Raw genomic sequence first — 21,437 nt, 5'->3', positions numbered from 1 at the left:
ATGACGCAAACCAATCAAGCTCCTTTAGTCATTAAGCTAGGTGGTGCAGCTCTATCATGCACTCAAACCTTAAGCCAACTTTTTGGTGCCATTGCGGCTTACCAAAAATCGGCACAGCGACAAATCGCCATCGTTCATGGCGGTGGCTACCTAGTTGATGAGTTGATGGCAAAGCTTCAGCTTGAAACCGTAAAGAAAAACGGTTTACGCGTAACGCCTTACGATCAAATTCCTGTGATTGCAGGCGCGCTTGCAGGCACTGCGAATAAGTTACTTCAAGGTCAAGCGATTGCGGACGGTCTTAACGCTGTGGGCCTTAGCCTTGCGGATGGTGGTTTGTGTCTTGTTGAAGAACTTGACCCAGAACTCGGCGCGGTAGGCAAAGCATCACCGGGTGACTCAGCACTATTACAAGCGGTGCTAAACACAGGTGCACTGCCGATCATCAGTTCAATTGGTTTAACTAAAGATGGCCAGATGATGAATGTGAATGCTGATCAAGCAGCAGTCGCGGTTGCGGGCGCATTAGATGCGGAGTTAGTCCTGTTATCAGACGTGAGTGGTGTACTAGATGGAAAAGGCCATTTGATCAAAACCCTGTCAGAGCAGCAAGCTAACTCGTTGATCGATGGACATGTGATCACCGATGGCATGATCGTCAAAGTTAAAGCCGCTTTGGAGGCCGCCAATGATCTTGGCCGTCCAATTGAAGTCGCGACCTGGCGTTACCCAGAAAAATTAGCACAGTTATTCGCTGGTGAAAGTATTGGTACTCAATTCTTGCCTCAATAAGCATCAGCAAAAGAATTCAATATTAGGAAGTCGTAGTTGGCACTGACCGCCGAGCGCAGCGCCAGTTAAGTTTGGAGAAAAAACATGAGCAAAGTGAACGTAAATAAAGTGGTAGTCGCATACTCAGGCGGTCTAGATACTTCAGTAATTATCCCGTGGCTAAAAGAGAACTACGACTGTGAAGTAGTGGCTTTCGTTGCCGATGTTGGTCAAGGTGCCGAAGAGCTAGAAGGCATTGAAGCGAAAGCAAAAGCCTCTGGTGCTTCTGAGTGCTACATCGCTGACTTGAAAGAAGAAATGGTCGCAGACTACATTTACCCAACGCTAAAAACTGGCGCGTACTACGAAGGTAAGTACCTGCTAGGTACATCAATGGCGCGTCCAATCATTGCCAAAGCGCAGGTTGAAGTGGCACGTAAAGTGGGCGCGGACGCTCTGTGTCATGGCTGTACAGGTAAAGGTAACGACCAAGTACGTTTCGAAGGCGCATTCGCAGCACTAGCACCGGACTTACAAGTGATTGCACCTTGGCGTGAGTGGGACCTAGTGAGTCGTGAAGAGTGTTTGGATTACCTCGCTGAGCGTAATATTCCTTGCTCTGCGTCTCTTACTAAGATCTATTCACGTGATGCAAACGCATGGCACATTTCGACGGAAGGCGGCGTTTTAGAAGATACGTGGAACGCACCAAACGAAGACTGCTGGGTGTGGACTGTCGACCCAGAGCAAGCGCCAAATGAAGCGGAATACGTCACGCTGAAAGTAGAAAAAGGTGAAGTGGTCGAAGTTGATGGTGAAGCGATGACACCATACAACGCACTGGTTTACCTAAACGAGAAGGGCGCTAAGCACGGTGTTGGCCGTATCGATATCGTGGAAAACCGTCTTGTTGGGATGAAGTCTCGTGGTTGTTATGAAACACCGGGAGGCACCATCATGATGGAAGCGCTGCGTGCTGTAGAGCAGCTTGTGCTAGACAAATCATCATTCGAATTCCGTGAGGAGCTAGGTCTAAAAGCGTCTCACCTTGTATACGATGGCCGTTGGTTTACGCCACTATGTAAATCGATCCTTGCCGCTTCAGAAGAGCTAGCGCAAGACGTTAACGGTGAAGTGGTTGTTAAGCTCTACAAAGGTCAAGCGACAGTGACGCAAAAACGTTCTGACAACAGCTTGTATTCAGAAGAGTTCGCGACTTTTGGTGAAGATGAAGTTTACGACCAAAGCCATGCAGGTGGGTTCATCCGTCTTTACTCGCTATCAAGCCGTATTCGTGCATTGAACAGCCAGAAGAAATAATCCCTTAACATCCATTTTGGATTGAATAAAGACCCGCCATTTATAGGCGGGTCTTTTGGTTTCTAAAAGCGGGTACCTAAATTTGTCTTGAATATATATGTAAAAATATTGAATTTATACTTTATTTTTTATCGAAATTGCCGTAACGTTGACCCATAAGAAAAAGTGAGCAAATGACCATCAAATTGGTTACTACTCATTCGAGAACGTTAGAGTAAGCAATAGTCATCAGGAGAGACGCAATGGCATTATGGGGCGGAAGATTTACCCAAGCGGCAGACACCAGATTTAAAGAGTTCAATGATTCGTTGCGTTTTGACTACCGATTGGCTGAGCAAGACATCGTAGGTTCAATCGCATGGTCTAAAGCTCTGCTTTCTGTTGATGTGCTATCGGCAGAAGAACAGCAAAAACTGGAACTTGCTTTAAATGAGCTGAAGTTAGAAGTGATGGAAGACCCTCACCAAATTCTTCGCTCTGATGCAGAAGATATCCACTCTTGGGTTGAGCAGCAGCTAATCAGTAAAGTGGGAGATTTAGGTAAAAAACTCCACACTGGGCGTTCTCGTAATGACCAAGTCGCCACAGACTTGAAACTTTGGTGTCGTCAGCAAGGTCAGCAATTATTGATTGCTTTAGATCGCCTACAAGCACAAATGGTCCATGTTGCTAAACAGCACCAAGGCACCGTATTGCCAGGCTATACTCATCTTCAGCGTGCTCAACCTGTAACCTTTGCTCACTGGTGCTTGGCTTATGTTGAAATGTTCGAGCGTGACTACTCTCGTCTGAATGATGCCTTACAGCGTCTCGACACTTGTCCACTTGGCTCGGGTGCGTTAGCGGGAACGGCTTATCCGATTGATCGCGAACAATTAGCACATAATCTCGGTTTCCACCGTGCTACGCGTAATTCACTCGATTCGGTTTCAGATCGTGATCATGTGATGGAACTGATGTCGGTGGCGTCGATTTCTATGCTTCACCTTTCTCGTCTTGCAGAAGATATGATCTTCTACAATTCAGGCGAGTCAAACTTCATTGAGTTAGCGGATACGGTGACATCTGGTTCGTCATTAATGCCACAGAAGAAAAACCCAGATGCACTTGAGTTGATCCGTGGTAAGACAGGGCGTGTCTATGGCGCATTATCGAGCATGATGATGACAGTTAAAGCCTTGCCATTGGCGTACAACAAAGACATGCAGGAAGATAAAGAAGGGTTGTTTGACGCTTTAGATACATGGAACGACTGCATGGAAATGGCAGCTCTGTGTTTTGACGGTATTAAAGTGAATGGCGAGCGCACACTAGAAGCGGCGAAACAAGGTTACGCAAACTCGACTGAGTTGGCTGATTACCTAGTGGCGAAAGGCATCCCATTCCGTGAAGCTCACCACATCGTCGGTGTCGCGGTCGTTGGTGCTATTGCTAAAGGCTGTGCGCTGGAAGAATTGTCTCTGCAAGAGCTAAAAGCCTTCTCTGAGGTGATTGAAGATGATGTGTATGACATTCTGACTATCGATTCGTGTTTGGAAAAGCGTTGTGCTTTGGGGGGTGTTTCGCCTCACCAGGTCGCTTACGCGGTAGAACAAGCGGATAAGCGCCTGAGCCAGCGTGACAGCTCGGCGGTGAAAGTGCGTCCTGCACGTTTGACGGACATTGAAACGTTGGAAGGTATGGTTGCTTACTGGGCGAACCTTGGTGAGAATCTTCCGCGCTCTCGTAATGAGCTCGTGAGAGATATTGGCTCTTTCGCGGTGGCTGAGCATCATGGTGAAGTGACGGGTTGCGCTTCTCTATATGTGTATGACTCAGGGTTGGCTGAAATACGCTCTCTTGGTATCGAAGCGGGCTGGCAAGGCCAAGGGCAGGGCAGTGCGATTGTGAACTATTTGGTTGAGAAAGCGCGCCAGATGGCGATCAAGAAAGTCTTTGTTCTAACGCGAACGCCTGAGTTCTTTATGAAGCAAAGCTTTTTACCGACATCGAAGTCATTACTGCCGGAGAAAGTTCTGAAAGATTGCGATCAGTGCCCACGTCAACATGCATGTGATGAGGTAGCGCTTGAGATCAATTTAATGGAGCAAGTGATCCAAAAAACGCATGTGGCATGAACTGAAGTTGTGGAGTGATTTTATTAGCATTCAATGACATAGTCATTTTCCTGTTTACTTACATCAGTATTCGCTAAAAAAATCGAAAAAATTTGGAACCTTTGAGAGGAAGCCCGGTCTATTAAAGTACCACTGCTTTTTCTTAGAAGAATCTAAGAGAGCCCCAGAACTGACATTGGTTTTGGGGCTTTTTTCTATCTGTCACTTTTCTCTTTTTTATTCGCCTTTTTTTGTCCCCGTCGACGCTGCCAAGGCAAGATGACAAAACGCATCCATAAGTGTAAAAACAACAAAACGTTGAAAGCGAAGCCGGCAAAGATCAAAGCGATCGACTCGATGCTTTGTGGATCATCTTTGAGCGTAAACCACCATACAATCCAACACAGTACAGAAAGTACCGTCAATTGATCCAAGCATCGTTGGCAACGTCCAAGTTTTTTCCAAAACCAATGTTCTTCGCAGCGGCGACAAGTCATAGTGTTTTCCAAACCATTAGTGTTGCTTCAGATTATATATCTAACTAAATGGTGGAAAGCGTTTCTTACACGGGCTTAGATCGCCATGACACAACCAAAAATGGAAAGTTAGCTTTGTAAAAGCTTTGTGGCACGTAATTGATGTATGGTGCGCTGTCAGTCTTTAACAGGAAATATAATGATGTCGACAGAGTTGAAACTTGCGCTGAGTATCGCTGGTGGGTTCTTTATGATCGGTGTTGTCGCGATTTGTATGGTCAGCCGCTATGCAATGATGGCAGCGTAAGAGAGATTTCATTGCGCCGAAGTAGTAAAGCAAAGCCTCGTTGATGACGAGGCTTTGCTTTATATTTAGATAGAAGCCTGAAAGCGTTAGCAGCCAGGGCCGCAGTCAAGACAATGTTTCACCATTTCTGGCCCTAAGTGTAGTTTTGCATTCAAATCACGTAGAGCGGTGCGGACGCCTTCTTCAATCACTGGGTGATAGAAGGGCATATCTAACATCTCAGAAATCGTCATCCTATTTTGGTGCGCCCATGCTAAAAGGTGAGCAAGATGCTCTGCATTCGGGCCCATCATTTCTGCACCTAAAAAACGTCCAGTGCCTTGCTCTCCGTAGACATGCAGAATGCCTTTATTACGAAGCATGACGCGCGAACGTCCTTGATTTTCAAACGAGACTTCACCGGTTGCGAAACATCCACATGTGCCTAGACGTGTTTCTAGTTGTTTATATGTTTCGCCAACCATAGCAATTTGAGGGTCGGAGAACACGGCTGAAATTGGTGAGCGACGCAGACCCGCACGAATATCTGGGAAACGGCCTGCGTTGTCTCCAGCAATACGGCCTTGGTCAGCGGCTTCGTGCAGCAGTGGAATTTGGTTACTTGCATCACCTGCGATGAAGATGCTCTCTACCGAAGTTTGCAATGTATAGTGATCCGCCGTTGGTACGCCACGTTCATCGAGCGCCACATTGGTGTTCTCGATCGTCAGCTTATCTACGTTTGGACGACGACCCGTTGCAGCCAATACGTAATCGACAACGAAAGTTTCTAATTCGCCATCATGGTTGATGAATTGGATTTCGACCTTGTCTTCGCCGTCATTGTCTGACGAAGCAATGCGTTTCATGCTTTCGACTTTTACATCTGCATCAAGGTAGAACTCTTCCTTAAAGGCTTTATCTGCATACGCCATCACCTCTGGGTCTGTCAGTGGGCCCACTTGTCCTCCAATGCCAAAGAGCTTCACGTTTACTCCTAGGCGGTGTAAAGCCTGACCCAATTCAAGGCCGATGACTCCTGGGCCAAATACTGCCACGGACTCTGGTAAGTCATCCCAGTCAAATACATCATCGTTAATCACTAGGCGATCACCCAGTTCATTCCAAGCTGCCGGATATGCTGGACGAGATCCTGTCGCAATAACAATGCGCTGTGCGGTGACCTGAGTATGATCATCTATGATGAGAGTGTGGTCATCGGCAAACTTCGCGTAGCCCGATAGTTTGTCTTCAGCGGGAATATCATCGACACTTTCAAGCACAAAGCCAACAAAACGATCGCGTTCGCGCTTTACACGATCCATAACTTCTCGTCCGTTAATTCGTACTTCACCTTGCGGGTGTATCCCAAATCCAGGTGCTTTTTCGATTTGATGAACACTTTCTGCTGCCGCAATTAACAGCTTAGACGGCATGCATCCGACACGAGCACAGGTTGTTCCGTAGGGACCGCCCTCAATCATTACCACGCTGTTGGTATGAGCTTTTGCTGCTCGATAAGCACCAAGACCAGCCGTCCCGCCACCAATAACCGCTACGTCGACATTAACTTGTTTCATCGTGAACTCTCGCTTTTGTTTTAAGCCAAGCTAGCTACATTGAGCTTGGAGAGTGAATTGGATAGTTGAATCTGGATAAGTAGTCACCTTATTGGTAGATGACTACTTATCTAGACTAGTAGAAGAAGTGGTTTAGGGTTGGCCTCCGAGCCAAAAGGCACCGGAGACCGAGGGTGTAGGCTATGGACAGCTTAGCCTAGATACGCTTCTAGCTCTTCGCTACCGCCGATGTGCTTGCCACCGATAAAGACTTGTGGAACAGTCGTGCGACCAGATATAGCTCGTAGACTAACTGTTGTTGCGTCTTTACCCAGAATCACTTCTTCATATTGAAGACCGTGGTCAATCAGATTTTGTTTCGCTTTCATACAGAAAGGGCAGCCTGGTTTAGTGAACACAGTGATGGATTCTTGCGTTTTGTAGTCAGGCGCTATGTAGTTCAGCATCGTATCTGCGTCTGACACCTTGAATGGGTCGCCTGGTTCGTTTGGCTCAATGAACATTTTTTCCACTACGCCATCTTTTACTAGCATACTGTAACGCCATGAACGTTTGCCAAAGCCGATGTCGTTTTTATCCACTAACATACCCATGCCATCGGTGAATTCACCATTACCATCCGGGATGAAGGTAATGTTTTCTGCTTCTTGGTCTTGTTTCCATGCATTCATCACGAACGTATCATTGACCGAGACACAAATAATCTCATCCACTCCGTGCTCTTTAAATACAGGGAACAATTCGTTGTAACGAGGTAGATGGCTTGATGAACAGGTTGGAGTAAATGCACCCGGTAAGCTAAATACGATAACGGTCTTACCTTTAAATAGCTCATCGGTCGTTACATTCACCCAAGAGTCACCTTGACGAACTGGAAAAGTAACTTGAGGGACTTGTTGACCTTCTTTAGATACAAACATAATGATTTCCTTTAACTATTTTAAATTATGCGTATAGAGCTTAGCGTTTTTCGTCGCTCTGTTTCGTTTTGTTGAGCCCATTATTGTAAAAATCCTTTGATAGCTCTAATCGTTTGGTGTTATGGTTTTGATAGGTATTAGCTATTGTTAAAGAAGCGAAGCGTGAATTATGAATATTCGAGATTTTGAGTACTTAGTTGCACTTGCGGAACATAAGCACTTTCGCAAAGCGGCAGAGGCATGTTTTGTTAGTCAGCCAACACTGAGTGGGCAAATTCGTAAACTAGAGGATGAACTCGGGACCACGCTTTTAGAGCGAAGCAGCCGACGTGTTTTGTTTACCGATTCAGGGTTACAGCTGGTGGAGCAGGCTAAACGCATCTTAAGTGAAGTGAAAACCTTCAGAGATATGGCAAGCGGTCAAAGCGGAGCCATGACTGGACCGATGCATATTGGTTTCATCCCGACGGTTGGGCCTTATCTATTACCCAAAATTCTGCCGCAGATAAAAGAAGCATTTCCTGAGCTGGAGCTATTTCTGCACGAAGCTCAGACACATCAATTAGTGCGTCAATTGGAAGAAGGTAAACTAGATTGCTTAGTTTTAGCTTCGGTTGATGAAACTGCGCCATTTAAAGAGATCGAAGTGTATCAAGAGCCATTAAGTGTCGCAGTGCCATGTGACCACGAGTGGGCCTCTCTCGACCATGTTGATATGTTGGAGCTGAATGGTAAAACCGTTTTAGCGTTGGGAGACGGCCACTGTCTGCGAGATCAAGCGTTAGGTTTTTGTTTTGCCGCTGGTGCAAAAGACGATGAGCGTTTTAAAGCCACCAGCTTGGAGACGTTACGCAACATGGTTGCTGCCGGTGCGGGGATTACGTTATTGCCTCAGCTTTCTATCCCTAATGAGAAGCAAAAAGATGGCGTATGCTACGTACCAGCTGTTAACCCAACCCCCTCGCGTAATATCGTGCTCGTATACCGTCCGGGCTCACCATTACGAGCTAGGTTTGAAGCTTTAGCAGCGAAGATTAAAGAGGTGTTGGCTTCTTATCCATCATTGAATGCTGCAGCATAAAAAGCAGAAATAAAAAGGGAGAGCTTGATGCTCTCCCTTGTGCTTTTGTGATTTAGAACAGTTCTTCTGCGCCAGAACCTGAAGAATAAATACTATCTTCTAAACGGTCGCCAGCGTATTCGGTAGGCTCCGTGCCTTTTTCAAAGTATTCGAACATTGATGTGCTATCTACCTTGTGCGTTAGCATACCGCTGTTGCGATCAATACGAACTCGAATAATATCCTCTGGAATATTTTTACCTTGCTCCGGCGTCCCTTCTAGCGCAACACGCATGAAGTCAATCCAAGCAGGCTCTGCGGTTTTCGCACCCGACTCGGCACCAGAAATTTGGCCTTGCCCTAGGTTGCTGTTAACAGTGGTGCGGCCAAGTGCACGTGAGTGATCATCAAAGCCAACCCAAGCTATCGCAACGACACCAGGTCCATAGCCATTGTACCAAGCATCCTTGGAATCATTCGTTGTACCCGTTTTACCCCCGATATCACGACGACCAAGTTTTTGCGCGCGCCAGCCTGTACCATTCCAACCTGTGCCTTCACGCCAGTTACCGCCACCCCAAATGTTGCTGTACATCATCTCACGCATTAAGAATGCATTCTGTTCAGAGATAACTTGCGGTGCATATTGAGGTTCATCATTTTCAAGGGCATTGTCTGTTGCAAGGCCGTCAATTGCGACGTCTTGTTCGCCAAATTCATCAGCGTAGCGATTTTCTGGCTGCTCGCTCATTTGTGGACAATCCTTATGACAAACACTCTTTGGATTGGCTTTAAACAGTACTTCACCGAATGCATCTTCCACGCGTTCTACATAGAATGGTTCAACGTAATAACCACCGTTCGCAAACACAGAGTAACCTTGTGCCACTTTCATTGGTGTTAAGCTGCCAGCTCCGAGTGCGATGGTCTCTGAGCGCGGTACTTGGTTAATATCAAAACCGAAACGAGTAAGGTACTGACGTGTCTCCTCGAGGCCAACTTCACGGAGTGTACGTACTGCCATGACGTTTTTTGATTGAGCTAAGCCGAGGCGAAGACGCGTTGGACCACCATAAGTCGGTGGTGAGTTTTTTGGTCGCCAAGCTGAACCAGAACCTGCATCCCACTTGTTGATCGGCGCATCGTTAATCAAAGTGGCTAGAGTCAGCCCTTTGTCAATTGCTGCCGAGTAGATGAAAGGCTTGATACTTGAACCAACCTGACGCACTGACATGGTTGCACGGTTAAACTTGCTGTGAACAAAGTTGAAACCACCAACCAGCGACAATATCGCGCCATTTTCTGGGTTCATCGCAACAAACGCGGTGTTTGCTGTCGGCACTTGGCTCAGTTTCCAGCTCAGTGTTGTGTTGTCATCTTCATCGGTTTCACTTACTTCGCGAACCCAAACTTGTTGACCTGTCGCTAGCACATCATGCGCTGACTTTGGTGTTGAGCCTTGGCGGTTATCAGTAATGTACTTACGCGCCCAGTGCATTCCAGTCCAAGGGATGGTTTGCTCTTCATGGTTCTTAACCCATACTTGTGCCGTCTTATCATCGACTTTCGTCACAACCGCAGGGTAAAGGTCACCATAAGTTGGCTGTTTCTTCAGGTGCTTTTCTATTTGCTCATTGTCCCAGGCCGCTTCCCTTTCTTTCCAAAGCACACTTTCTGCACCACGGTAGCCATGACGTTCATCGTATGACAAGAGGTTATTTACCGCAGACGTATTTGCAGCATCTTGCAGTTTAGAATCCACAGTCATGTAGATATTCAAGCCAGAGGTATAAGCTTCTTCTTCACCGTATTCTTTTACTGCCCATGCACGAGCCAACTCTGCTACGTAAGGTGCGGAAAGCTCAATCTCAGCGCTATGATAACGCGCCACAATAGGCTCATTGCGTGCTTCGTCATACTGCTCTTGTGTAATGTATTTCTCATCAAGCATTCGCATTAATACAACGTTACGGCGTTTTGTTGCGCGCTCAAGAGAGTAAATTGGGTTCATGGTTGATGGCGCTTTTGGCATACCAGCGAGTGTTGCAATCTCACTTAACGTCAATTCATCAAGGCTCTTGCCAAAATACACTTGAGCGGCAGCACCAAAGCCATATGAGCGGTAACCAAGGAAGATTTTATTGACATAAAGCTCCATGATTTCTTGCTTACTTAAAAGCTGCTCAATATGGATAGCAATAAAAATCTCTTTAATCTTACGCATGATCTTCTTCTCATTAGATAAGAAGAAGTTACGAGCTAGCTGTTGCGTAATCGTACTTGCACCCTGTTTAGCCGAGCCTGAAACCGCAACAACAACCGCTGCACGAGTGATGCCGATAGGGTCGATACCAGGATGCTCATAGAAACGACTATCTTCGGTTGCGATGAGCGCGTGAATTAAGTCTTGAGGAATTTCGTCATAAGTAACAGGAATACGACGCTTTTCACCGAACTGTGCGATCAGCTTCCCGTCTTGACTAAACACCTTCATAGGTGTTTGTAATTCAACGTCTTTTAGAGTTGCAACATCTGGCAATTCAGGCTTCACGTACTGATAGAAGCCAAATATTGTGGTGACTCCAAGAATTATGCAAATCAATGTTAAAAATAATAAACGCTTTATGAACTTCACCGGAGAATCCCTGATTGGTTGAGGCTGTGTAACGGCAAACCCTTGTACTCTTAGGTCAAAAATTTAGCACATAAGAGATATTAACTCTTATTTGGATGCTAATAACAACCTTTGCACGAAGAAATTTCGGAGCGAGAGTAAGAGATGGATAAGCTAATCGTTACCGGCATCGATATAGGCCATAACAGCCTCAAAGCCGTAGTACTTAAACCCACAGGCAACAATTACGCTCTGTTGGGTTACAAAGAAATATTACTAAAGGAAGGTATTGTCGCTGAAAATAACACCATAAATCATCAAGAAATTGTAAAGACCCTCAAGCAGATAAAAAAAGAACTGCCTTTTGGTGCTAAAAAAGTTGCGATCTCAGTTCCTGATAACTCGGTAATTAGCAAGAAACTGCAAATAGAACAAAATCTTGAAGAGAGTGAAGTTGAGTTTGCAGTGATACAAGCCTTTTCTCATCAATCGCCATTCCCTGTCGAAGAGCTGAGTTTAGACTTCGTTCGTCTTCGCGCTGAGGGCGGGCAGAGTGGCAGTGATAGCTATCAAGTGTTTGCGACAAGAAAAGATGTGGTAGAAGGCCGAGTCGATGCATTACAAAAGTCCGGACTAAAACCTGTTTTAGTGGACGTGCATTCGCAAAGCCTTGGTCATATCTGGAAGCTCACCGCCGATCGCTTTCCTGACAAAAACAAATACTGCTTACTCGATATTGGCACCTTATCGAGCTCCTTCACCATGTTTACCGAACAAGGTGAACTGTTTCACAAAGAGTTTGCTTACGGCACACGCGGAGCAAACAGCGCTTCTCCAGTCGATTTTCTGTCCGATGATGCTCAGGAGAAAACAGAGCTGTTTAACCGTCAAATCGTAGAGCGAGTAAAGCGCCAGATGCAGCTCTATACCTCAATCAATGGCTCACAAAACATCAAGGGTATCTGGTTATCAGGGGAAGGGGCTTCCACTCCCATGCTCGCAGAGGAGTTGTCTCAACAATTGTCGTTAGAGTGTGAATTGCTAAATCCGCTAGGGCTATTTGAGATGAAGGTGTCTAAGCGTAAGCGTCGTGCTGTGGATTGGCAGCATTTCTCAACAGCAGCCGGACTGGCCGTTCGTGGCATTCATTGGCTAGGAGGCGCCCGTGCTTTATCGCATTAATTTACTTCCTTGGCGAGAGAATCAAAGAGAAGAGCACCGACGTCGTTTCATCAGTTTGGTCGCATTAGGCATGTTGGTCGCTGTTGGCATCCAGTGGGGTATTGGAAAGTTTTTTGAGTACCAACAAGATCAACAACAGGAGCGGCTCGATTACCTCACTCACTACATTGCCGAACTCGACCAGCGTATTGAAGCAATGAAAATTGCAGAGCAAGAGCACAGCAAAATCCTCGAACGTCTAAAGGTCGTTGAAGGTTTACAAAACGGACGAAACAAAACGACCGAGTTCATGAACTTAATGCCTGCCGTTATCCCTGAAGGTGTATATGTTGACAAGATCAAAATGAATGATCTGGAAATTGAGATCTCTGGGATCTCAGATAGCACTCCAAAACTTGCCACGATGCTGGACAACATGGAGCGCTCGGCCAAGTTGAACGACGTAGAAATGCATTCCATCGTTCACGGCAAAGCCCGTTTTGGGAAAGAGTTTCAAACATTCAAAGTGTCTTTCATGTTCAAAGTAACGGAGAAGAAATTGGAGGCTCAACGTGGTTGATTGGCAGGATCTCGAAATAGATGAAATGGCCGAGTGGCCATTGTTGCCCCAAATTGTGGTAATCGCGCTTCTGATCATGGTGATTCAAGGCTTAGGTTATTGGTTTTACCTTAAACCGAAAGAAGAACAGTTGAATCACTTGATCCAGCAGGAGCAGACACTCAAGGTGGCATTGAAGATCAAAGCGAACAAAGTGGCAGCGTTGCCTCAGCTTCAATCTCAATTGGATGAACTTACCACTCGTTACGAGTTATTACTGCAACAACTGCCTGCGCAAAAAGAGCTGGCTACAATGCTCGCTTCAGTGAATGAGCTTGGCATCGACAATAAGCTGACTTTCACCCGAATCGACTGGGGCGAAAAACAATCAGAGCACTTCCTTTATCGTCTTCCTTTAAACATAGAGTTAACGGGCGACTTTCATGACATCGGCCATTTTTCTCAGGCAATAGCGACGCTACCTCGAATCATCACGTTTAAAGATGTGACTTGGCAACGTGTCAGCCAAGAGAGCGAAACCCTGCACTTTCGGGTGCGTGCTAATACCTATCAGTTTAAGCCGGAGGAGACGAAAAATGACAAGTAAGTCTTTGTTGCTGGTACTGATGGGTTCTCTATTGATGGGCTGCCAGGCGAATGATGAATCATTGACGGATTTTATTCGAGGAGTGGAAACACAGGCGCGTCGAGAGGTCGAGAAGCTTAAGCCCGCAGACAAGTATGTTGCAGTCACGTACGCACCGGAAGTACAGCGTGCACCCTTTGAATTACCCAAAGAAGCCACCATCGCGACTCAGCCAGTTGCAAGAAAAGATTGTTGGCAACCGCCCTCAAGAAGGCGAACTGGCAAATTAGAAAAATTCCCATTAAGCCAATTACGTTTGAAAGGGGTCATGGGCATGGATAACACGGTTTCTGGCCTCGTTCAGGCTCCCAATGGCACCGTCTATAAAGTTAAGCCGGGTCAATACCTCGGACGCAATAATGGCAAAGTGACCCATGTCAGCCACTCCTATTTGTTGATTAATGAAACGTTGCCCGACGGCTTAGGATGTTGGCAAAAACGTAAAGTTAAGTTGGCTTTGAGATAGCCCCATTTATTTTTGATATTGAGTAATGAAAATGAGACAAGGATTAACACGTACACCAAGGATACTTACTGGGCTCTTCTCCTTATGGTTGTTTGTATTTTTAGCCCCTTTAGCGGCAGCTGAAGAAGTTTCGTCCAATGCCCTAAAAAGTATCGACTTTCGAACTAATAAAGATAAAGACGCCGTGATTGTCGTAGAATTGGCGTCACCGGCTGCGATTGTAGATATCAAGCGTGTACAGGAAGGGTTAAGTATCGATTTGCTTAACACTTCAGTAAAAGACGAGCAATTGTATCTCCTAGACGTGAAAGATTTTTCGACTGTGGTTGAGAGCGTAGAAGTGTTTCGCGACACCTCGACGACGCGCTTGGTTGCGCACATCAATGAAGAATACATGCATGATTACCGTTTAACGGGGCGTTTTTTGGAAATCAAAGTAGCGAAGATCAAACACAATGAGAAAGCCCCAGATAAAAGCATTTTAGAAAGAGAAGGTAAGCTTATTTCGATTAACTTCCAAGATATTCCTGTGCGAAATGTCTTGCAGCTTATTGCTGATTACAACCAATTTAATTTGGTTGTCTCCGACTCTGTCGAAGGCAACCTCACGCTTCGTCTTGATGGTGTCCCTTGGCAGCAAGTGCTGGATATTATTTTGCAAGTTAAGGGGTTAGATAAGCGTGTTGATGGCAACGTGATTTTAGTTGCTCCGACTGATGAGCTGGACTTGCGTGAGAAGCAGCAGTTAGAAAAACAAAAACTGACGGAAGAAATGGGAGAGCTTTCATCTGAAATCATCAAAGTTAATTTTGCTAAAGCATCAGACATTGCGGAGATGATCAATGGTGAAGGAAATATCAGCATGCTGTCAGAGCGCGGCAGTATGACCATTGATGAGCGAACTAACTCGTTATTGATTAGAGAGTTACCTGAAAACATCGAGGTGATTCGAGAAATTATTGAGTCTTTGGATATTCCAGTTAAACAGGTTCAAATTGAGGCGCGTATTGTGACCATCAATGAAGGTAACATGGACGAGCTAGGTATTCGTTGGGGTTTTACGTCTATTAATGGCAGTAATACAGTGGGCGGTTCTATTGAGAACAACCTTGCCACGATCGGTCTCTATAATGGAGAAGGGGGTGATGACGGTGGTGACGGTGATGGAGTAGGGATCGATGACTTCCTAAATGTAAACTTAGCTGCAACCAGTCCGAATGCCACCAGCATTGCTTTTCAGGTCGCAAAGTTAGGTTCAGACACCTTGTTGGATCTTGAGCTTTCTGCTCTGCAACAAGAGTCTAAAGCTGAGATTATCTCGAGCCCACGTTTGATCACTACCAATAAGAAACCTGCCTATATCGAACAAGGTACAGAGATTCCTTACCTAGAGTCATCATCAAGTGGTGCAACGACGGTGACGTTCAAAAAGGCGGTATTAAGTTTGAAGGTAACCCCGCAAATCACACCGGATAACCGCTTAGTATTGGATTTAAGTGTCACGCAAGATAGACCAGGACAAGTCGTGAAGACAGGCACTGGTGAAGCTGTTGCGATTGATACTCAACGTATCGGGACGCAAGTGTTAGTGAATAACGGTGAAACGGTCGTTCTTGGTGGTATTTTTCAGCACAGCATTACTAACTCGGTGGACAAAGTGCCTTTGTTGGGCGATCTTCCGCTATTAGGTGCGCTTTTTCGTCGAAGTTATGAAAATGTTGGTAAAAGTGAGCTGTTAATTTTCGTCACGCCTAAGGTGGTGATTCAGTAGTTCTGTCTCGGGAAAAACTGATTAAATCAAAAATAAAGTTGCAATAGTGGCACCATGCTTGGATAATTTCGGGTCTTATCACGAATTATCTGTGAGGAACTGGTGCCACAAGCCTTGTAGAACAGCAGTTTAGCTGTGTTTTCTTGTGGCGATCTTATTGAATCAATGTTGTAAATTACTGCTAAACATGGCTGAGAAACGTAATATTTTCCTTGTTGGCCCAATGGGCGCCGGCAAAAGTACAATTGGTAGACATCTAGCACAGCAACTGCATATGGAGTTTGTTGACTCCGATACAGTGATCGAAGAACGCACTGGTGCAGACATCTCTTGGGTTTTTGATGTAGAAGGTGAAGAAGGCTTCCGCAAGCGTGAAGAAGCGGTACTTGAAGACCTAACACAAGAGCAAGGCATCGTGCTTGCGACTGGCGGTGGCTCTGTTAAGAGCAAAGAAAACCGCAATCGTCTTTCGGCACGTGGTGTTGTTGTTTACTTAGAAACGACGATTGAAAAGCAACTTGCGCGTACAAACCGCGACAAGAAGCGTCCTTTACTTCAAACGGATAACCCTCGCGAAGTACTGGAGCAATTAGCTGAAGAACGTAATCCTTTATATGAAGAAGTAGCGGATTACACTGTTCGCACTGACGATCAAAGTGCAAAAGTGGTAGCCAACCAGATCGTAAAAATGCTAGAAGAGAGATAAGTCTTTATCTTTTTTTTAATTGGAGCAAACCGATGGAACGGATTACGGTCAACCTAGCTGAGCGTAGCTACCCAATCTCTATTGGCGCCGGGTTATTTGAGGACCCGGCGTACCTCTCTCAAGTTCTCTCAAACAAAAATGCAAAACAAAAAGTTGTTGTGATCAGTAATGTCACAGTGGCGCCTTTGTATGCAGACAAAATTTTAAAGCAACTCGAGCAGCTCGGTTGTAGTGCATCCTTGTTAGAATTGCCTGACGGTGAACAGTACAAAAACTTGGATGTATTTAATCAAGTAATGAACTTCTTACTGGAAGGGAGTTATGCTCGTGATGTTGTGATCATCGCGTTAGGTGGTGGTGTTATTGGCGACCTTGTGGGTTTTGCGTCTGCCTGTTACCAGCGTGGGGTCGACTTTATTCAAATACCGACCACATTACTATCCCAAGTGGACTCTTCGGTTGGTGGAAAAACCGCGGTTAACCATCCGTTGGGTAAGAACATGATAGGTGCGTTTTACCAACCTAAAGCCGTGATCATTGATACCAACTGCCTGTCGACGTTGCCTGAACGTGAGTTCGCTGCGGGTATCGCCGAAGTCATTAAGTACGGCATTATTTACGATGCAGATTTTTTTGTATGGTTAGAAGACAATCTTGAGCGCTTGTATGCGTTGGATGAAGAAGCACTAACTTATGCGATCGCGCGTTGCTGTGAAATAAAAGCGGAAGTGGTGGCTCAGGATGAGAAAGAGTCGGGCATCCGTGCTTTGCTTAACTTAGGTCACACCTTTGGTCATGCGATTGAAGCGGAACTTGGCTATGGCAATTGGCTGCATGGTGAAGCGGTATCTTCCGGCACTGTTATGGCGGCCAAAACGTCGCATCTACGTGGTCTGATCTCGGAAGAGCAATTTGAGCGTATTGTTGCGATTTTGCGTCGTGCAAAACTGCCTGTGCATACTCCAGACAGTATGAATTTCGATGACTTCATCAAGCACATGATGCGAGATAAGAAAGTCCTCTCTGGTCAATTACGATTGGTTTTGCCTACAGGCATTGGCACTGCCGAGGTAATTGCTGATACGACACAAGACGTACTCAAACAGGCAATAGACTTCGGTCGCGATATTTAACCTTGTAATGGCGCCTTTGGGCGTCATTCTTGTAGTGTATTAAGGTTATTAGATGAGTGTTGCTCACGTACTGGAATTAGATTCTCAAATCGAGTTGCTTGATAGATTAGGTCTACTGACTAACTTTGGTTCCAATCTCATTGCGATTAATGGTCATGATGGGTACGGGAAATCTTGGTTAGCGCAGCGATACCTTGAAGTGGGTGCCAGTAACAAGAATCAATGTTTGTTACTTTGTCATTCTAATCAAGACGGTGTGCAGCATCGCGTCCTTATTTTGAGTCAACTGGTTTCAGACGCATTGTTTAATCAGCAAGAGCCTTTACTTGATAGCCTTGAAAGGCTTTTAGGTGATGAGGCGTGTGACATTGCAATTGTTGTAGATGATGCGCATTTATTGAGTGAGACACTTATCTCTGAGCTTTGGATGCTGGTCTTAGAGGCGCACCATAAGCCAAATTGGACCATCAATGTCTTACTGTTTACACAGTCTGGACGTTTAGACGGTTTGCTAGCACGTCTCAGTTATGGACAAGAGATAAAGCCTGTTGAGCTTGATATTGATATGTTGTCCGAAGTGGAAGCTCGTCGTTTCTTTGAGTCACTTGTTGCGCGCTACGTCGATGATGAGTCTGAGAAACGGGTTCGAGATGCATTTAAAAAAGTCGACCCAGTACCGGGTGACATCATGGCGTTAGGAGAGATGAAAGTGGAAAAAAGGATCATTATCCGCTCGATTGTCGGTTCACCCCTGAATATTGCGTTGGTGGTATTAGTCTTACTGTTGCTTGCTGCTGGTGGCTATTGGTGGATGCTTAGTCAACCAAGTCCTGATGATAAAGCGCAGCAAATTGCTGGCAGTTTAGAGCAAACGGCTATTCCAACTTTTGAAGAGTCAGGAGTCAGTGCAGCGCAGTCTTCACTGCAACCTGTAACCGATGGCTCTAGCAGTCTTGATAAGTCTGGTGCGGTTGATGATTCTGATTCATTACCGCCAGCTGTGACAGAAGAAGTAGCGAGCGTAGGCAGTGATGACAATCAACAAAGAGTGGTGATTGAGTCGAATGTGGTCGATGCATTGCTTGAAGGTAAAGCTGATTCAGCAGACACAAAAGCGATTGATGATGTCGTAGGTACTGAGAAGACAGAAACCGCCGATGAAACTAGCTCCCCTTTGATTAAAGTCGTAAAACCGAATCAAGATATGACGCAAGCACCTGCTCAGTCAGAAGAGGGTGAGGCAAACCAACCTGTTGTGAAATTTTCATTTGCTCGTGAAGAACTAAAAGCGCTATCGCCAAGAGCGTATACTTTACAACTCGCGGCTATGACCTCAATGGAAGATGTACAATCCTTTCTCAATGAGCATCAACTGAATAATCAAGTGCGAATTTATCCTACCGTTCGTAATGACACCGAGTGGTATATCATCACATATCAAGATTATCCGACAATTCAAATGGCTCGTGATGCCGTCGCAAGCTTGCCAGATTCGGTTAAGTCGGTGAGTCCTTGGGCAAAATCACTCCGTCAGGTTCACCGTGAAATTGAACGAGTGAAATAAACCTGAGCTTCCCTGAAAAATATGTTACATTCCGCAGCCTTAATTTTTGGTCGATAGATAGAGCAGTAGATGAAAAAGCAACGAGCCTTTCTTAAATGGGCAGGAGGAAAATACGGACTGGTTGAAGACATCCAACGTCATTTGCCGCCGGCTCGAAAGCTAGTTGAACCTTTTGTTGGTGCGGGCTCAGTGTTTCTGAATACCGATTATGACCATTATCTACTTGCAGATATCAATCCAGATTTGATCAATCTGTACAACCTGCTGAAAGAACGCCCTGAAGAGTATATCTCTGAAGCGAAGCGTTGGTTTGTCGCTGAGAACAACCGCAAAGAAGCCTACCTACACATTCGCGCTGAATTTAATAAAACCGATGACGTGATGTACCGCTCTTTAGCGTTTTTGTATATGAACCGCTTTGGTTTTAATGGCCTATGCCGTTACAACAAAAAAGGTGGCTTCAATGTACCGTTTGGCTCTTACAAAAAGCCGTATTTCCCTGAGGCGGAATTGGAGTTTTTTGCAGAAAAAGCCAAAAAAGCTACGTTCGTTTGTGAAGGTTATCCTGAAACATTTCGTCGTGCGCGCAAAGGGAGCGTCGTGTATTGCGATCCACCTTATGCGCCGCTTTCAAATACGGCAAATTTCACCTCATACGCAGGTAATGGTTTCACGTTGGACGACCAAGCTGCATTAGCCGACATTGCTGAAAGAACAGCGACTGAACGTGGCATTCCTGTGTTGATTTCTAACCACGACACTACCTTGACACGTCGGTTGTATCACGGTGCGGATCTTAATGTGGTAAAAGTAAAGCGTACCATTAGCCGTAATGGTAATGGTCGTAATAAAGTTGATGAGCTACTTGCGCTTTTTCATGCCCCAGACATGGATAAATCAAGCTCTTAATTCTCACACTATTATATCTAAATAGTGGATCTCCCCACTGGCTTCGGTAGAATTGCGCGCAGATTGTTTGCTCATTACTACTGAGGTCAGGTATGAAAGATTTTCTTATTGCTCCATCCATTTTATCGGCAGATTTTGCTCGTCTCGGTGAAGATGTAGAAAAAGTACTCGCAGCGGGTGCGGATGTGGTGCATTTCGACGTTATGGATAACCACTATGTACCAAACCTGACTTTTGGTGCGCCTGTGTGTAAAGCACTACGCGATTATGGCATCACAGCGCCAATCGATGTTCACCTAATGGTGAAACCCGTTGACCGTATTATTCCTGATTTCGCAAAAGCGGGTGCGTCGATGATTACGTTCCATGTAGAAGCTTCTGATCATGTAGACCGTACACTGCAGTTAATTAAAGAGCACGGCTGTCAGGCTGGTGTGGTACTAAACCCAGCAACGCCACTTGCAAGTCTTGAATTTATTATGGATAAAGTCGACATGATTCTACTGATGTCGGTAAACCCTGGTTTTGGTGGTCAATCATTCATTCCTCATACACTAGATAAACTGCGTGCCGTTCGTAAGATGATTGACGAGTCTGGTCGTGATATCCGCTTAGAAATTGATGGCGGTGTGAAGGTTGACAACATTCGTGAAATTGCAGAAGCGGGCGCAGACATGTTTGTTGCAGGCTCGGCGATTTTCGGTGAGCCAGATTACAAACAAGTGATCGATCAAATGCGCGCTGAACTGGCTGAAGTTAAATAAGCACCGATAAGCCAGCGCAATAACACGCTGATTTTAAAGGCTGCCAGCTTGTTGGCAGCCTTTGTGTTTTCTAGTATTAGAAGAAATTAAATATCCACTGCGCTGAGCAAATAATCACTTGCCTATTTTACGCCCTTTCTGTACTATTCGTGCTCCTTAAACTCAGTCAATTATCTTTAGTTCCTTGCTTCCTCTGGACGACTGAGCCATTTGTGGAAGCTGAATAATCCGTAAGGAGCAACCAATGCGTCATTACGAAATCGTATTCATGGTGCACCCAGATCAAAGCGAGCAAGTTGCTGGCATGATCGAGCGTTACACTGGTTCAATCACTGAAGCTGGCGGTAAAATCCACCGTCTAGAAGACTGGGGCCGTCGTCAACTGGCTTACCCAATCAACAAGCTTCACAAAGCTCACTACGTTCTTATGAACGTTGAAGCTGACCAAGCTGTAATTGATGAGCTAGAAACTGCTTTCCGTTTCAACGATGCAGTTCTACGTAACATGATCATGCGTACTAAAGCAGCGATCACTGAGCAATCTATCATGCTTAAGCAAAAAGAAGAGCGTGCTCCACGTCGTGAAGAGCGTTCTGAAGCTAAGCCTGAAGCTAAGTCAGAAGCTGCTGAGTAAG

Annotated in this window: 19 protein-coding genes; 15 read left to right on the top strand and 4 right to left on the bottom strand. The window is 45.5% G+C overall.

The window, feature by feature from the left end:
* The 3 genes from argB to argH all read left to right on the top strand — a co-directional run bounded on the left by argB (position 1) and on the right by argH (position 4,208).
* Positions 1 to 792: an acetylglutamate kinase gene (gene argB / locus R7Q48_RS21845; protein WP_005381333.1), complete on the top strand. Its 792-nt coding sequence runs from the start codon at positions 1 to 3 to the stop codon at positions 790 to 792.
* Between the two features lie 84 nt (positions 793 to 876).
* Positions 877 to 2,091, top strand: coding sequence for an argininosuccinate synthase (locus tag R7Q48_RS21840; RefSeq protein WP_017821738.1), 1,215 nt, complete (start codon positions 877 to 879; stop codon positions 2,089 to 2,091).
* Between the two features lie 242 nt (positions 2,092 to 2,333).
* Entirely contained in the window at positions 2,334 to 4,208 is a 1,875-nt protein-coding gene (gene argH / locus R7Q48_RS21835; RefSeq protein WP_017633526.1) for an argininosuccinate lyase, read from the top strand.
* Positions 4,209 to 4,402: 194 nt separating this feature from the next.
* Here argH and R7Q48_RS21830 read toward each other — a convergent pair whose 3' ends face one another.
* The 3 genes from R7Q48_RS21830 to R7Q48_RS21820 all read right to left on the bottom strand — a co-directional run bounded on the left by R7Q48_RS21830 (position 4,403) and on the right by R7Q48_RS21820 (position 7,449).
* Positions 4,403 to 4,684, bottom strand: a complete 282-nt coding sequence (locus tag R7Q48_RS21830) for a DUF3624 domain-containing protein (RefSeq protein ID WP_017633527.1) — start codon at positions 4,682 to 4,684, stop codon at positions 4,403 to 4,405.
* Positions 4,685 to 5,056: 372 nt separating this feature from the next.
* Positions 5,057 to 6,529 (bottom strand): dihydrolipoyl dehydrogenase, encoded by a 1,473-nt coding sequence (locus tag R7Q48_RS21825; RefSeq protein ID WP_005382783.1) that lies wholly within the window; start codon positions 6,527 to 6,529, stop codon positions 5,057 to 5,059.
* Positions 6,530 to 6,720: 191 nt separating this feature from the next.
* Entirely contained in the window at positions 6,721 to 7,449 is a 729-nt protein-coding gene (locus R7Q48_RS21820) for a redoxin family protein (RefSeq protein WP_005382781.1), read from the bottom strand.
* Between the two features lie 169 nt (positions 7,450 to 7,618).
* Between R7Q48_RS21820 and oxyR the strand changes: the two genes are divergently transcribed.
* On the top strand, positions 7,619 to 8,530 hold the full coding sequence (gene oxyR / locus R7Q48_RS21815; RefSeq protein ID WP_005381326.1) for a DNA-binding transcriptional regulator OxyR: 912 nt from the start codon (positions 7,619 to 7,621) through the stop codon (positions 8,528 to 8,530).
* 52 nt (positions 8,531 to 8,582) lie between these two features.
* Here oxyR and R7Q48_RS21810 read toward each other — a convergent pair whose 3' ends face one another.
* On the bottom strand, positions 8,583 to 11,144 hold the full coding sequence (locus R7Q48_RS21810) for a penicillin-binding protein 1A (protein ID WP_206958471.1): 2,562 nt from the start codon (positions 11,142 to 11,144) through the stop codon (positions 8,583 to 8,585).
* A 144-nt stretch (positions 11,145 to 11,288) separates the two neighbouring features.
* Here R7Q48_RS21810 and pilM point away from each other — a divergent pair, with 144 nt between their 5' ends.
* From pilM to rpsF, 11 genes are all read left to right on the top strand, one after another.
* Complete coding sequence (pilM, locus tag R7Q48_RS21805) at positions 11,289 to 12,305, top strand: type IV pilus biogenesis protein PilM (RefSeq protein ID WP_005381324.1); 1,017 nt, start codon at positions 11,289 to 11,291, stop codon at positions 12,303 to 12,305.
* Positions 12,289 to 12,864, top strand: a complete 576-nt coding sequence (locus R7Q48_RS21800; protein ID WP_005381323.1) for a PilN domain-containing protein — start codon at positions 12,289 to 12,291, stop codon at positions 12,862 to 12,864. Before pilM ends, R7Q48_RS21800 begins: the two co-directional genes overlap by 17 nt.
* A complete protein-coding gene (locus R7Q48_RS21795) occupies positions 12,857 to 13,450 on the top strand; it encodes a type 4a pilus biogenesis protein PilO (protein WP_053350733.1) in 594 nt (197 codons plus the stop codon). The genes R7Q48_RS21800 and R7Q48_RS21795 overlap by 8 nt, the downstream gene beginning before the upstream one ends.
* Positions 13,440 to 13,955 carry a pilus assembly protein PilP gene (locus R7Q48_RS21790; protein WP_005382766.1) on the top strand — a complete coding sequence of 172 codons (516 nt, stop codon included), beginning with the start codon at positions 13,440 to 13,442 and terminating at the stop codon, positions 13,953 to 13,955. Before R7Q48_RS21795 ends, R7Q48_RS21790 begins: the two co-directional genes overlap by 11 nt.
* 25 nt (positions 13,956 to 13,980) lie before the next feature.
* Positions 13,981 to 15,726, top strand: a complete 1,746-nt coding sequence (locus tag R7Q48_RS21785) for a type IV pilus secretin PilQ (protein ID WP_206958469.1) — start codon at positions 13,981 to 13,983, stop codon at positions 15,724 to 15,726.
* Positions 15,727 to 15,913: 187 nt separating this feature from the next.
* A complete protein-coding gene (gene aroK, locus R7Q48_RS21780; RefSeq protein ID WP_005381319.1) occupies positions 15,914 to 16,432 on the top strand; it encodes a shikimate kinase AroK in 519 nt (172 codons plus the stop codon).
* A 32-nt stretch (positions 16,433 to 16,464) separates the two neighbouring features.
* The gene (gene aroB / locus R7Q48_RS21775; protein WP_005381318.1) at positions 16,465 to 17,565 is read left to right on the top strand and encodes a 3-dehydroquinate synthase; all 1,101 of its coding nucleotides are present in this window, start codon (positions 16,465 to 16,467) and stop codon (positions 17,563 to 17,565) included.
* A 52-nt stretch (positions 17,566 to 17,617) separates the two neighbouring features.
* Positions 17,618 to 19,129, top strand: coding sequence for an SPOR domain-containing protein (locus R7Q48_RS21770; RefSeq protein ID WP_206958467.1), 1,512 nt, complete (start codon positions 17,618 to 17,620; stop codon positions 19,127 to 19,129).
* A gap of 69 nt (positions 19,130 to 19,198) precedes the next feature.
* A complete protein-coding gene (locus R7Q48_RS21765) occupies positions 19,199 to 20,038 on the top strand; it encodes a Dam family site-specific DNA-(adenine-N6)-methyltransferase (RefSeq protein ID WP_005382762.1) in 840 nt (279 codons plus the stop codon).
* A 92-nt stretch (positions 20,039 to 20,130) separates the two neighbouring features.
* Positions 20,131 to 20,802 carry a ribulose-phosphate 3-epimerase gene (gene rpe / locus R7Q48_RS21760; RefSeq protein WP_005381300.1) on the top strand — a complete coding sequence of 224 codons (672 nt, stop codon included), beginning with the start codon at positions 20,131 to 20,133 and terminating at the stop codon, positions 20,800 to 20,802.
* A gap of 244 nt (positions 20,803 to 21,046) precedes the next feature.
* Positions 21,047 to 21,436, top strand: a complete 390-nt coding sequence (rpsF, locus tag R7Q48_RS21755; RefSeq protein WP_005381299.1) for a 30S ribosomal protein S6 — start codon at positions 21,047 to 21,049, stop codon at positions 21,434 to 21,436.
* Position 21,437 lies beyond the last annotated feature (1 nt).

Source organism: Vibrio sp. 378 (assembly GCF_033339435.1).
This window is presented reverse-complemented; position numbering and strand designations above follow the sequence as displayed.

What these genes read in the sequence shown, in the direction of transcription:
- argB (WP_005381333.1), top strand. Translation starts at nt 1, where the DNA reads ATGACGCAAACCAATCAAGCTCCTTTAGTCATTAAGCTAGGTGGTGCA.
- R7Q48_RS21840 (WP_017821738.1), top strand. Translation starts at nt 877, where the DNA reads ATGAGCAAAGTGAACGTAAATAAAGTGGTAGTCGCATACTCAGGCGGT.
- argH (WP_017633526.1), top strand. Translation starts at nt 2,334, where the DNA reads ATGGCATTATGGGGCGGAAGATTTACCCAAGCGGCAGACACCAGATTT.
- R7Q48_RS21830 (WP_017633527.1), bottom strand. Translation starts at nt 4,684, where the DNA reads ATGACTTGTCGCCGCTGCGAAGAACATTGGTTTTGGAAAAAACTTGGA.
- R7Q48_RS21825 (WP_005382783.1), bottom strand. Translation starts at nt 6,529, where the DNA reads ATGAAACAAGTTAATGTCGACGTAGCGGTTATTGGTGGCGGGACGGCT.
- R7Q48_RS21820 (WP_005382781.1), bottom strand. Translation starts at nt 7,449, where the DNA reads ATGTTTGTATCTAAAGAAGGTCAACAAGTCCCTCAAGTTACTTTTCCA.
- oxyR (WP_005381326.1), top strand. Translation starts at nt 7,619, where the DNA reads ATGAATATTCGAGATTTTGAGTACTTAGTTGCACTTGCGGAACATAAG.
- pilM (WP_005381324.1), top strand. Translation starts at nt 11,289, where the DNA reads ATGGATAAGCTAATCGTTACCGGCATCGATATAGGCCATAACAGCCTC.
- R7Q48_RS21790 (WP_005382766.1), top strand. Translation starts at nt 13,440, where the DNA reads ATGACAAGTAAGTCTTTGTTGCTGGTACTGATGGGTTCTCTATTGATG.
- R7Q48_RS21785 (WP_206958469.1), top strand. Translation starts at nt 13,981, where the DNA reads ATGAAAATGAGACAAGGATTAACACGTACACCAAGGATACTTACTGGG.
- aroK (WP_005381319.1), top strand. Translation starts at nt 15,914, where the DNA reads ATGGCTGAGAAACGTAATATTTTCCTTGTTGGCCCAATGGGCGCCGGC.
- aroB (WP_005381318.1), top strand. Translation starts at nt 16,465, where the DNA reads ATGGAACGGATTACGGTCAACCTAGCTGAGCGTAGCTACCCAATCTCT.
- R7Q48_RS21770 (WP_206958467.1), top strand. Translation starts at nt 17,618, where the DNA reads ATGAGTGTTGCTCACGTACTGGAATTAGATTCTCAAATCGAGTTGCTT.
- R7Q48_RS21765 (WP_005382762.1), top strand. Translation starts at nt 19,199, where the DNA reads ATGAAAAAGCAACGAGCCTTTCTTAAATGGGCAGGAGGAAAATACGGA.
- rpe (WP_005381300.1), top strand. Translation starts at nt 20,131, where the DNA reads ATGAAAGATTTTCTTATTGCTCCATCCATTTTATCGGCAGATTTTGCT.
- rpsF (WP_005381299.1), top strand. Translation starts at nt 21,047, where the DNA reads ATGCGTCATTACGAAATCGTATTCATGGTGCACCCAGATCAAAGCGAG.